Source organism: Thermodesulfobacteriota bacterium, from assembly GCA_026415035.1.
GTDB lineage: Bacteria > Desulfobacterota > BSN033 > BSN033 > UBA1163 > RBG-16-49-23.
The window spans coordinates 1-12,813 of record JAOAHX010000012.1; the positions used below are offsets into that span (position 1 = coordinate 1).

The window sequence follows — 12,813 nt, forward strand, 5'->3', positions numbered from 1 at the left end:
GCCATCGATATTAAAACCAGGCTGAGGTTCTTAAGTTATTCCTATGAGAAGAGCTTTTCCAATGGGTTAGCCTTTATGCTAACGATCCTTTATTTCCTCAGAATGATGGGCATCGACCATTGCCTTACTTTCCAGACAGACAATGGGGAGGAGTTTGGAGGCAAATCGGTGGATAAACTACACTACCTAAATCGGCAGATCTTTTCTCCCCTCAGGGCCAAACTGATCCATATCCCAAAGGGAAAGAAGGAATGGAATGCCTTTGTAGAAAGATCTCATCAGACCGACGATAACGAATTCTACATCCCTCAATTAGACCTCTGTCAGGACGTAAATGAATTCTTCTGGAGAGCCCTGAGGTGGCAATGGGTGTATAATACAAAGAGAATCCATTCCACGATCCAAATGACCCCCATGGAAAAACTTCTCTCCTATAGAAAGGTCCCCAAATATGGAGCCATCTTCCCGATCACAAATCTGGATATCCTCGGAGGAAATTTGGATATCTTCTTCCTTAAAAATATTCAACCCGCTGGCGCCGATGTCTTAACCTATGACCTTTTCTCGAGGTTTTCTCGCTCCGGTGAGGCAAGAAGGGTCAAAGGCCACCCTCGACTCTTTTGACAGGGGGGAGATTTCTTGTTAAAAATAACATTGAGGATACCTTCGAGGTCTGGCATGCCCGCCTATTCTCACTCCCAGCTCTCCACTTACGAAACTTGCCCCCATCAATATCGTCTCCATTATATCGACAAGATCAGGGTGGATACCGAAGGAATCGAGGCCTTCATGGGATCGAGGGTCCACGATGCCCTTGAGAAGCTCTATCGGGACCTGAAGATGACCAAACTCAACAGCCTCGAGGAGATCCTCTCCTTTTACCACCAGAGCTGGGAGAAGAACTGGAGCCAGACCGTCCAGATCGTCCGAAAGGAGTACGGCCCAGAGGATTACCGGCGTCTGGGAGAGAAATGCCTCAGAGATTATTACCATCGTTATTACCCCTTCGACCAGGGGAGGACGATCGGGCTGGAAGAGACGATCTATTTCCCTCTCGAAGAGGAGAGGGGGTACTGGATCCGCGGGGTGATCGACCGTCTCACCCTGGTAGACCAATCCATCATCGAGATTCACGACTACAAGACGTCGGGAAGACTCCCCACCCAGACGGAGATCGAGACGGATCGGCAGCTGGCCTTTTATCAGATGGGGGTGAACGGCAGATGGAAAGACATCAAGGAGATCCGGCTGATCTGGCACTACCTCGTCTTTGACGTGGAGATCCAGTCCAAAAGAAGCGAAGAAGAGCTCCAGCAGCTCCGTCAGGAGACGATCGAACTGATCCGGAGGATCGAATCGGATCGGGAGTTCGCCCCCAGAGAGGGGCCCCTCTGTGACTGGTGCGATTACCAAGGGCTCTGCCCCAAGCGAAGACATCTGGTGATCACAGAGAACCTCCCTCCCAACGAGTATCTCGAAGAGGAAGGGGTCAACCTGGTGAACCGGTATGTGGCGTTGAAGGAGAAACGGGGGGCCCTTTTAGGGGAGATCGATGCCGAACTGGCGAAGATCGAGGAAGCGCTTTTGGCCTATGCGGACAGGGAATCGATCGAGGCCATCTATGGAAGCGACCATGTGGCCAAAATCAAGGTGGAGGTCAAGGAAAAATATCCCCTGAAAGGAGACCCCGCCCGGAAGGCCCTGGACGAGATCATCAAGAGCGCCGGCAAGTGGATGGAGGTGTCGGACCTGAATCCCTGGATGCTCGCCAGGGTGCTCGAAAGAGGGAATTGGCCTTCTTCGCTCGTCCAGAAGGTCAAAGAATTTTGCACGGTGGAGAAGAACCGTACCCTCGTCGTATCTAAGTTGAAAGAGAGGGATTGAAGACCCTGAAGAGGGATTTGGCATCCGTTCGCTTAAGGAGAGGATAGAGAGATGAAGATTCGTGTCGAGAAGGGTGTGGCCGAAAGGTATCCCTGTGAGCTTCTTCTCCTCTTTTCGTTCGAGGCGCCCGAGGCCTTGGAGGGGCCGGTCCATGAGATCGATCGGGAATGGAACGGGTTCATTTCGGACCTGATCGGCCAGGGGGAATTCAAAGGGGAATTGTATCAATGCCGGCTGATCCATACGCAGAAGGCCCTTCCGGCCAAGAGGATCCTTCTCACCGGCCTCGGGAAGAAGGAAGAATTCGACCTGGAGCGGTGGAGAGGGGCGGTCTCCAAAGCCGGACAGTTTATCCGGGAGTTGGGCATCAAACAGTTTGCCCACGAGTTGACGAGGTTGAAAGACCTTTCGGAAGAAGATCTTTCGGAGAACTTTGTGATTGGACTCGTCCTCGGCCTCTACCAATACCATGAATTGAAGACCAAGGACCGGGAGAAGATCAAGACGATCGACGAGGCGATCCTTCTCGGCGAGACGGACCAGGAGATCCGTCTCCTCCAGGAGGGGGCGAGGAGGGGCGAGATCATCGCCGAGGCGGTCTGCATGGCCCGGGACCTCGTCAATGGCCCCAGCAATCGGGTCACGCCAACGGTCCTGGCCGAGAAGGCCAGGGAGATCGCTCAAAACCATTCCCTCGATATTCAGGTCTTCGGCCTCGATGAGGCCGAAGCCATGGGCATGGGAGCCTTCGTCGCCGTAGCCAAGGGCACCCAGGAGCCCGCCAAATTTATCGTCTTGGAATATAACAAAGGGAAAGGGTTGGATACGATTGCCCTCGTGGGCAAGGGGATCACCTTCGACAGCGGAGGGATCTCGATCAAACCGTCGGAGGGGATGGACCGGATGAAGGGCGATATGTCCGGGGCCGCTGCCGTCCTCGGGGCGATCCAGGCAGCCGCCCAGCTTCAAATCCCCCTCCATCTGGTGGGCCTCCTCCCGGCCACGGAGAATCTACCGAGCGGAAAGGCCTATAAACCCGGGGATGTCTTGAAGACCCTCTCCGGACAGACGGTGGAGGTGATCAGCACCGATGCCGAGGGCCGCCTCATCCTGGCCGATGCCCTCACCTATAGCCTCCGGTATCAACCCAAGGCGATCATCGATCTGGCCACCCTCACGGGGGCCTGCATCATCGCCCTCGGAGACCATGTCATCGGGATGATGGGCAATGACGACGACCTGGCGAAGAAGGTGGAGGAGGCCTCGAAGAAGGTGGGCGAGAAGGTCTGGCGCCTCCCCTTATGGGAAGAGTATTTTGACTACCTCAAAAGCGATACGGCCGATTTCCGGAACGTGGGGACCCGAGCCGCCGGCACGATCATCGGCGGGATGTTTTTAAGCAAGTTCGTCGAAAAGACGCCTTGGGTCCACCTCGATATCGCCGGGCCCGCCTTTCTCGAGAAGGAGAGGCCCTATATCCCGAAAGGGGGAACCGGAGTGGGGGTGAGGCTGCTCATCCAGCTGCTGCGAAATTGGGGCCAACCCTCCCCTTGAAAAGGGGGCCAACCACGGGGCATGAGCGAACGGGACCATCCCTTTCTGTTAGCCTGTCATCGAAAGCCGACCCCCTATACGCCCGTCTGGCTGATGCGGCAGGCCGGCCGCTACCTGAAGGAGTATCGCAACCTCCGCAAAAAATTCTCTTTTTTGGAGATGTGTCAAACGCCAGAGATCGCCGCGGAGGTGACGCTCCAACCGGTTAAGAGATTTAGGCTCGATGCGGCCATCATCTTTTCGGACATCCTCATCCCTCTGGCGCCGATGGGCGCCGGATTTGAGTTTGCCAAGGGAGAGGGCCCTGTCTTTCGCCATCCCATCCGGGAGATGAAGGATGTGGAGCGGTTGAAGATCATCGATCCCGAAGAGGCGGTCCCTTTTCTATTCGAGGCCATCCGGCTTGTCCGGAAAGAACTGGACGGGAAGATCCCCCTGATCGGATTTTCTGGAGCCCCTTTCACGCTTGCCAGTTACCTCATCGAAGGGGGACACTCCAGAGAGTATATCCGGACCAAGACGATGATGTATCGATCGCCCCAGGTCTGGGACCTTCTGATGAAGAAACTCTCCACCGTGCTCATCCGATACCTCAAGGCCCAGATCCGGGCCGGCGCCCAAGCCCTTCAGGTGTTCGACTCTTGGGTAGGATGTCTGAGCCCGGAGGATTACGGAGAATTTGTCTTCCCCTATTCGAAGAAGGTCCTGGAGAGCGTGGGCAAGGAGGTTCCGGTCATCCACTTCGGCACCTCCACTTCGGGCCTCCTTCCGTTGATGAAGAAGGCAGGAGGAGATGTGATCGGCGTGGATTGGAGGGTCGGCCTCGGCGAGGCCTGGGCCCAAGTCGGATACGATGTCGGCATCCAAGGAAACCTCGATCCAGTGGCCCTGTTCGGACCGCTCAGTTTGATCCGCAAGGAGGTCAAACGGATTCTCAGGCAGGCCGATGGCCGTCCTGGCCACATCTTCAACCTCGGTCACGGCATCCTGCCTGAAACTCCGGTCGAAAATGTGTCCGCCCTGGTGGATATGGTTCACGAATATAGTGTATAGCGCAACCTAAGAGGACGACTCCATCGGAGGTCCAGCGCATGAAACATTGCCCTCTCACCCTCATTCCTCCTTTTCCGTTTCCCCAGGCAAAAGTGTGACGATGAAGGCTCTCCTGCTCATGGCCTTTGGCAGCCCCCGATCCCCTGAAGATGCGGATTCCTTTCTCGCCCGGCTTTTGGGCCGAACCCCCCCTTCCGCATTGGTCGAGAGGGTCAAGGAGAAGTATCGTCTCATCGGAGGAGAGTCTCCGCTTTTGGCCATCACCGAGCAGCAGGCGAAGGCCTTAGAGGAGAAGTTGAACGCAAGGGGCCATCCCCTTCGCTCCTACGTGGGCATGCTTTATAGCGAGCCCCTGATCGAGGAGACCTTGAGAGGGATCCTCCGAGACGGCTTTGAAGAGGTCGTCGCCCTTCCGATGACTCCCTTTCGATCCCGATATACTACCGGTGCCTATCGGGAGGCGCTTGGGCAGGCCAACCGCCTCCTGGGGAATCGGTTGAACCTCACCGTCGTGGAGGGGTGGCATCTCCATCCCCTCTTTCTCCAATCGATCTCCGAGCGCATCGAGGAGGGATTAACCCCTTATGGTTTAGAGGAGAGAAGAAAGGTCCATCTCCTCTTCACCGCCCATAGCCTGCCGGAGTCGGTGGCTGGAGAGGACCCCTATGTTTCCGATATGGTCCAGAGTGTCAAGGGGGTGTTGAATCGGTTGGGACCTGTTTCTTGGCACCTGGCGTTTCAGAGCAGAGGAGGCGGTCCTGGAAGATGGCTCGGCCCCGATGTCGAGACCGTCTTGGTGGAGTTGAAGAGGATCGGGGTTCGAGACGTCCTCCTCGTGCCGATCGGTTTTGTCTCAGATCACATCGAGGTTCTATATGACATCGATCGGGTTTACAGGGAAAAGGCCGGCTCATTCGGGATGAGGCTGAGGCGAACCCAGTCGCTGAACTGCTCCGAAACATTTCTGGAGGCTCTGGCCTTGGCCATCGAGAAGACCCTTGGGTCATCAGACGGGAAGAACCCAAGGATCCAGACGGAGAAAGACGCCTCGTAAGGGAGATCCTATGAGAAGAATCCTCATTATCGGCGGGGGGATCGCTGGCCTGGCCTCCGCCTTTAAGGTGAAGCGAGCGGCGGACCTCGGCCATGAGGTCGATTTCCTGCTGGTCGAGAAAGATCCTCGCCTCGGGGGAAAGATCCTCACCGAGATCGTACCCGACCCGGCTGGAGACGGACGATTCATCGTCGATGGAGGCCCGGACTGCTTTCTCACGGAGAAGCCAGCGTGCCATCGGATGGCCAAATTAACAGGGATTTTCGACGACGAACTGCCCACCGACGATTCGCGGAGAAAGACCTGGATCCTTTCCCGGGGGAGGCTTCACGCCCTTCCGGACGGCGTGATGATGTTTGCACCCACGAAGTTTATTCCCTTCGTGACCACGGGGCTCTTCTCGTGGCCAGGCAAGATCCGAATGGGGATGGAGTTTTTCATCCCTCCCAAGAAAATTAAGCCAGGCGAGCTAAACGACGAGACGCTGGAGAGTTTCGTCGTCCGGCGGATGGGGAGGGAGTGTCTGGACCGGCTGGCCGAGCCCCTCGTCGGAGGGATCCATGCCTCCGATCCTGCCAAGATGTCTCTTGCCGCCACCTTTCCCCGGCTCCTCGAAATGGAGCAGAAGTATGGGTCGCTCCTGAAGGGTTTTCTTGCGGTCCGCAGGATGGTGGAGGAGATGCGAAGAAAATACCCGCCCAAACCGGGCCAGAAACCCCGCACCTTCTTCACCTCCTTTGTCAACGGGATGCAGCAGCTGACCGACCGGATGGCAGAGGTCGCAGGCCGGCAGAAGATGCGGACAGGCCTCGCCGCCCTCGCCCTTCATCGACTTGCACGGGACCGATGGGCGGTTCAACTCTCCGATGGTTCGACGATCGAGGCCGACGGGGTCATCCTCGCCACGGAATCTTGGGCCGCGGAACCACTCATCCGACCCCATGACGAGGCCATCGCCGATGCCCTTAAGGCCATCCCGTGGTCTTCGTCGGCGACGGTCTCGTTTGCCTTTAGGGAGTCGGAGGTCGGTTTTGATCTCAATGCCTTCGGGGTACTCTGTCCCCTCGTGGAAAGGCGGTCCTTATTGGCGGCCACCTACTCCTCGACGAAATGGCCGGGCCGGGCGCCCAAGGGCAAGGTCCTCATCCGGGGTTTCGTGGGCGGGCCCCACAATCAGGAGGTGGTAACGCTTTCCGACGAGGAGCTCGTCCGATTAGTCCATCGAGAGTTTTGCGAGATCATCGGCCTTGACCCGAAGGCCAGACCTCTTTTCACGCGGGTCTATCGGTGGCCCCTTGGGATGCCCCAGTATATTCTTGGCCACCTTCAGCGGGTCGAATTGATCGAGAAGCGGAGCGCGGAGATCAAAGGGCTTGCCCTCGCGGGAGGGAGTTATCGAGGCGTTGGCCTTCCCAACTGTGTGGAAAGCGGGGAGAAGGCCGTTTCGAAAATCCTGAACGAATGGGGGATCGATCTCGCTGAAGACCATATCGAAGAGAAGCGTTACTATTGAGGCCAACCCCACCTTTAAGAATTTCATCCCGGGGAAGCCGGAATCGAGAGGGCCACGATTCAGCTGGGTCATAGGCTTCACCCAAGCCACGGGTCTTGAACAATTTTAGGCCTCTGAGTTTTGGATTGCAAAGATTTTAAATTTCATGGTAATTTAAATTCACGATGGCCTCGTTTAACTTCCCAGATTCCTTGGAGAGGGTGATAGGGGTCCTGGGTCCCCTATTGGAAAGGCTCGAGGAGAGCCTCGGGGAGAAATTGATATCCGTCGTCCTTTATGGCTCCTGGGCCCGTGGCCAAATGGGCCCTGAATCGGATGTAGACCTCCTGATTATCGCCGAAGGGTTACCAGAATCCTCTCTGGACCGACAGGCCTTCTTTGCCCGGCTCCTCCAAGAGGTAATGGAATCTACCCAGGAAGGAGGTTCGTTTCCTTATATCTCTGCCCTCTTGAAGACCCCTCAAGAGGCCAACCTGGGGTCTCGGATCTATTTCGACATGATCGAGGAGGCAAAAATCCTCTATGACAGAGAGGATTTTTTCAAAGGATTGCTGAGTAGAGTGAGGGAAAAACTTGAGCGGCTGGGAGCCAAGAAGATTCAGGTCGGGAAAATGTGGTACTGGGATCTCAAACCGGACTACCGGCCCGGAGAGATTTTTGAAATATGACGAACGAAGAGCTGGCCAAGGGGCTTTTCAAACAGGCAACCAGCCGTTACAGGACGATGGGAGAGGCCTTCCGTAACGAGGATTTCCCTTATGTGATTCGATTGGGACAGGAATGTGTCGAGCTTTGTCTGAAAGCTTTGTTGATCTCGGTGGGCATCGATCCTCCAAAATGGCACGATGTCGGAGGCATCCTAAAAGATTACTCGTCTCGTTTCCCTTCCCTGGATAAGAAAGTCATCGAGGAAATGGCCTTCATTTCAAGAAGCCTTCGGGGAGATCGGGAACGGAGCATGTATGGCGATGATGTTCTTCACCTCCCTCCGGATCGTCTCTATTCAAGGTATGATGCCGAAACAGCCAAGACCTGGGCTGAGAAGGTCTATTCTATCTGCTCCCAGTTTCTTAATAAAGACCCCTCTTAGCCCCCCATTTTTTATGAGCGTTTCCTGAAGTCAAAAAGCCTACCTCCCTATAGGATGTGAAATGGTTTGCCCATTAGCTGAGGTGGCCAGAAGAAGAGTCGGCCCCCTAATTTGAAACCATCTCCTTCAAGAAGGGGTCCGTGAAAAAACCGGGGGTTTTCTCCTCAACCCTCCGGATATCGGAAGTGGATCCCCTTCGATTCCTCCCCTCCCATCCGCAGAGCTAAACCGTTACTTTGTCAGGGCATTCAGAAAAAGTTATTGACAAATGGGATTATTTCGGCTAAAGAAAAAACACTTGTGAAAAATATCATTTGCGAGGGGAGGCCCAGATGAGAGAGGTCGTTGTTGTGAGCGGCGCAAGGACGGCCATCGGCAGTTTCGGAGGCTCCTTGAAGGAGGTTCCGGTGGTAAAGTTGGGAGCCACGGTAATCCGGGAGGTTTTGAAAAAAGCGTGCCTGAAGCCCATCCCCAAAAAGGAGTATGGGGAGATCGGACCGGATATGCTGAAAGGGGCAGGCATGACCGACCTTGAGAAGACCCATTACCAGTGGGATGCCTCTCTCAAAGAGATCGAGGTGGACGAGGTGATCATGGGCAATGTCCTTCAGGCTGGACAGGGTCAGAACCCGGCCAGGCAGGCCCTCATCCTCGGAGGGGTTCCGAAGGAGACGACCGCTTTTACCGTCAATAAAGTTTGCGCTTCGGGCCTCAAGGCGATCGCCCTCGGTGCCCAGGCCATTGCCGCAGGTGAAGCCGAGGTGGTCATCGCGGGCGGGATGGAGAACATGAGCCAGGTCCCCTATGCCTTTCCCCAGGGTCGATGGGGGGCGAGGATGTTCAACCAGGAGATGGTCGACCTCATGGTCTTCGACGGGCTCTTTGAGATCTTCTATGGATACCATATGGGAATGACCGCTGAAAATATCGCAGAGAAATATGGTATTTCCAGAAAAGAACAGGACGAGATGGGCCTGCTCAGCCATCAGAGGGCAAGAGCGGCGATCCAGAAGGGGATTTTCAAAGAGGAGATCGTGCCGGTCTCCATCCCTCAAAAAAAGGGGGACCCTCTCCTTTTCGATACGGACGAGAGGCCGATGGATACCTCCCTCGAAAAGATGGCCAAACTTCCCACGGCCTTCAAATCGGGAGGGACCGTCACCGCGGGCAACGCCTCCGGGATCAATGATGCGGCGGCCGCGGTCCTTTTGATGTCCAAAGAGAAGGCCAAGGAGTTCGGCCTGGAGCCTCTGGGGAAGATCAAGGCTTATGCCTCTGCAGGGATCGATCCCGCTTATATGGGTTTAGGACCCATCCCCGCGGTGAGAAAGGTCCTGAAAAAAACCGGTCTTTCCCTCGGAGACATCGGCCTGATCGAGCTTAACGAGGCCTTCGCCTCCCAGGCCATCGCCTGTATCCGGGAGCTGAAGTTCGACATCGAAAAGACCAACGTGAATGGAAGCGGAATCTCCTTGGGGCATCCGATCGGATGTACGGGCGCGAGATTGATCGTCTCGCTCCTGTACGAAATGAGGCGGAGGAATGTGAATCTTGGACTGGCCACCCTCTGCATCGGCGGTGGCCAGGGGATGGCCATGGTGGTGGAGAGGGGTTAACCAAAGGAGGCACCATGGAATATAAAAATCTATTGCTCACGTTCGAAGGCGAGATCGGGATCTTGACGATCAACCGACCCAAGGCGCTCAATGCCCTCAACCGGGAGACCCTTCAGGAGATTCAGCTCGCCCTTGCCGAGGCGGGACAACGGCCGGGGTTGAAGGCCCTGATCCTCACGGGCGCCGGAGAGAAGGCCTTCGTGGCCGGGGCAGACATTGTCGAGATGAAGGAGATGAATTCGATCGAGGCCCTCAACTTTTCAAGGGCTGGCCACCATACCTTGAAGATGTTGCAGGACTTCCACTGCCCGGTGATTGCGGCGGTCAACGGGTTCGCCTTGGGTGGCGGGACGGAGATCGCCCTGGCCTGTGACTTTATCTACGCCTCGGAGAATGCGAAATTCGGCCTTCCTGAAGTGACCCTCGGGATCTTCCCGGGGTTCGGAGGGACCCAGCGGCTTCCCCGCCTGATCGGGAAGGCGAGGGCGAAGGAATTGATCTTCACGGGTAAGATGATCACCGCCCAGGAGGCCTTCGAGATGGGGATCGTCAACAAGGTTGTCCCCCAGCCGAACCTGTTGGAGGAGACGAAGAAGGTCGCCCTCCAGATCGCCTCGAACGGTGCGGTCGGGGTGAGGCTTGCGAAGATGGTGATCGACAGCGGTTTCAATATGGATCTCACCGAGGCCTGCAACCTCGAGGCCTATGCCTTTGGCATCGGGTTCGCCTCCGAGGACCAGAAGGAAGGGATGCGGGCCTTTGTGGAGAAACGAAAACCCGTTTTTAAAGGAAGATGAGGAGGAGTGAGGTGAAGATCGTCGTCTGCATCAAACAGGTTCCCGATACCACCGCCGAGGTGAAGATCAACCCCGAAACCAATACGCTGATCCGGGAAGGGGTGGCCAGCATCACCAACCCCTTTGACGAGTTTGCCATCGAAGAGGGCCTCCGGACCAAGGAGAAGTACGGGGGCGAGGTCCACGTCATCACCATGGGCCCCCCTCAAGCAGAAACGGTCCTCAAAGATGCCCTGGCCCGAGGTTGCGACAAGGTCTACCTCGTTTCGGATAAGGCCTTTGCCGGGTCCGATACATTGGCCACCGCCTATGCCCTCTCCAAGACGATCGAATATATCGGGGGAGCGGACCTGGTCATTTGCGGAAAGCAGGCCATCGATGGAGATACAGCTCAGGTGGGGCCCGGGATCGCCACCCGGCTTGGGATCCCGCAGCTCACCTACGTCTGCAAGGTGAGGGAGATCCGTGTCGAACAGAAAAGGATCGTCGTGGAGAGGCTTCTTGAGCACGGAAAAGAGGTGGTCGAATCCTCCCTGCCTGCCCTGATCACCGTGGTCAAGGACATCAATGAACCGAGGCTCCCGTCTCTCCTCGGCATCAAGAAAGCGGCCAAGGCCCAGATCCCCACCCTGACCGCCAAGGATATCCAGGCCGACGAGAACCGCATCGGGTTGAAGGGATCGCCCACCTGGGTGACCAAGATCTTCACCCCCGAGCCGAGAGGTGGTGGGGAGATCCTAAAGGGTGAATTGACCGAGGTGGTGCCCCTGCTCGTGGACAAATTGATGGAGTCGAAATTCATCAAGTGAGATAAAAAATCCCATCGACCCTTTCGACCCCAAGGTTATAGGAGGAGCAAGAATGGCCAACCTGATCATCGATAAAGAGACCTGCACGGGATGCGAAGCCTGTATCCCTGCCTGCCCCTTCGGGGCCCTCAGCATGAAGGAAGGGGTGGCGGTCGTTGACGAGAAGTGCACCTTCTGCGGGGCCTGCGTGGATGTCTGTCCGGTGAATGCCATCACGCTTGAAAAGGATGAGAAAGCCGTCGCCATCGATGCCGCCAGCTACAAAGACGTCTGGGTCTTCATCGAGCATGAGAATCGGAAGGTCTCCAGCGTCTCTTTCGAGCTCCTCGGTGAGGGGAGGAAACTGGCCGACGCCCTCGGATGCAAATTGTGCGGGTTCATTTTAGGCCATGAGGTCGAGGGGTTCATCAAGGAGGCCTTCGCTTACGGCGCCGATAAAGTCTATGTGACGGAAAGCCCGCTTCTGGAACCCTACCGGACCGATCCCTATGCCTGTGCCGCGGTCAACCTCATCCGGAAATACAAACCCGAAATTGTCCTCATGGGCGCCACGATCCAGGGGAGGGACTTTGCAGGCACGGTGGCGACCACCCTTGAGACCGGGTTGACGGCCGACTGCACGGGACTGGAGATCGATCCGGAGACGAAGTATCTGAGACAGACCCGGCCTGCCTTTGGGGGCAATATCATGGCCACCATCCTCGACTACCCCAACTATCGGCCCCAGATGGCCACGGTCAGGCCCAAGGTCTTTCCCATGCCTCCGAGGGATGATTCGAGGACAGGAGAGGTCATCCGGGAACCCCTTCCCATGACGGAGGATCAGATCCGGACAAAGGTCTTAGAATTCATCAAGGGAACCGAAACGGTCAACCTGGCCGATGCGGAGATCATCGTTTCAGGTGGAAGAGGCATCGGAAGCGCGGAGAACTTCAAGGTGATCCGGGAACTGGCCGAGGTCTTGGGGGCCGCGGTCGGTGCCTCGCGCGCCGCGGTCGATGCCGGATGGATCCCCTACGAACACCAGGTGGGCCAAACCGGTCGCACGGTCAGGCCGAAGATCTACATCGCCTGCGGGATTTCAGGGTCCATCCAACACCAGGCGGGCATGAAAACCTCAGATATCATCGTCGCGATCAACAAAGATCCAGAGGCCCCCATCTTTAAAATCGCCACCTACGGGATCGTCGGAGACCTCTTCACCGTCGTCCCCATGCTCAGGGACGAATTTAAGAAGAGGTTGGGGCGGTAGGTCGATCGTCCCTTTTGAACCCTCCCTTCCATGTCCCATACCCCCCGGCCGGGCTTCAAGCCCTCGGCAATGGGGTGGGGCGACGACGCATTGGAGTCGGACGGGGGGCCTTCCCCTTCTCCCTCTTTTTTCCTTGCTTTTTTCTTCCCCTTTCATCATAATTTTGGAAAATTAGATGGAGGGTGCCTCCC

General features: G+C 56.4%; 12 protein-coding genes. All 12 read left to right on the forward strand.

Going from position 1 to position 12,813, the window contains the following annotated elements; all coding sequences use genetic code 11:
- The coding region (locus N3G78_08430) for an integrase core domain-containing protein (protein MCX8117940.1) at positions 1-624 on the forward strand (624 nt) is incomplete at its 5' end.
- Between the two features lie 54 nt (positions 625-678).
- A complete protein-coding gene (locus N3G78_08435) occupies positions 679-1,884 on the forward strand; it encodes a PD-(D/E)XK nuclease family protein (GenBank protein MCX8117941.1) in 1,206 nt (401 codons plus the stop codon).
- A 51-nt stretch (positions 1,885-1,935) separates the two neighbouring features.
- Positions 1,936-3,438: a leucyl aminopeptidase gene (locus tag N3G78_08440; protein ID MCX8117942.1), complete on the forward strand. Its 1,503-nt coding sequence runs from the start codon at positions 1,936-1,938 to the stop codon at positions 3,436-3,438.
- A gap of 21 nt (positions 3,439-3,459) precedes the next feature.
- Positions 3,460-4,491: a uroporphyrinogen decarboxylase gene (gene hemE, locus N3G78_08445; protein MCX8117943.1), complete on the forward strand. Its 1,032-nt coding sequence runs from the start codon at positions 3,460-3,462 to the stop codon at positions 4,489-4,491.
- A 100-nt stretch (positions 4,492-4,591) separates the two neighbouring features.
- Positions 4,592-5,545 (forward strand): ferrochelatase, encoded by a 954-nt coding sequence (hemH, locus tag N3G78_08450; GenBank protein ID MCX8117944.1) that lies wholly within the window; start codon positions 4,592-4,594, stop codon positions 5,543-5,545.
- Between the two features lie 10 nt (positions 5,546-5,555).
- Entirely contained in the window at positions 5,556-7,058 is a 1,503-nt protein-coding gene (hemG, locus tag N3G78_08455) for a protoporphyrinogen oxidase (GenBank protein ID MCX8117945.1), read from the forward strand.
- Positions 7,059-7,507: 449 nt separating this feature from the next.
- Complete coding sequence (locus N3G78_08460) at positions 7,508-7,726, forward strand: hypothetical protein (protein MCX8117946.1); 219 nt, start codon at positions 7,508-7,510, stop codon at positions 7,724-7,726.
- On the forward strand, positions 7,723-8,148 hold the full coding sequence (locus N3G78_08465) for a HEPN domain-containing protein (GenBank protein ID MCX8117947.1): 426 nt from the start codon (positions 7,723-7,725) through the stop codon (positions 8,146-8,148). Before N3G78_08460 ends, N3G78_08465 begins: the two co-directional genes overlap by 4 nt.
- 332 nt (positions 8,149-8,480) lie before the next feature.
- Complete coding sequence (locus N3G78_08470; protein ID MCX8117948.1) at positions 8,481-9,764, forward strand: acetyl-CoA C-acetyltransferase; 1,284 nt, start codon at positions 8,481-8,483, stop codon at positions 9,762-9,764.
- A 14-nt stretch (positions 9,765-9,778) separates the two neighbouring features.
- Complete coding sequence (locus N3G78_08475; GenBank protein MCX8117949.1) at positions 9,779-10,561, forward strand: enoyl-CoA hydratase-related protein; 783 nt, start codon at positions 9,779-9,781, stop codon at positions 10,559-10,561.
- Between the two features lie 11 nt (positions 10,562-10,572).
- Positions 10,573-11,370 carry an electron transfer flavoprotein subunit beta/FixA family protein gene (locus N3G78_08480; protein MCX8117950.1) on the forward strand — a complete coding sequence of 266 codons (798 nt, stop codon included), beginning with the start codon at positions 10,573-10,575 and terminating at the stop codon, positions 11,368-11,370.
- A gap of 52 nt (positions 11,371-11,422) precedes the next feature.
- Positions 11,423-12,622: an electron transfer flavoprotein subunit alpha gene (locus N3G78_08485; GenBank protein MCX8117951.1), complete on the forward strand. Its 1,200-nt coding sequence runs from the start codon at positions 11,423-11,425 to the stop codon at positions 12,620-12,622.
- Positions 12,623-12,813 lie beyond the last annotated feature (191 nt).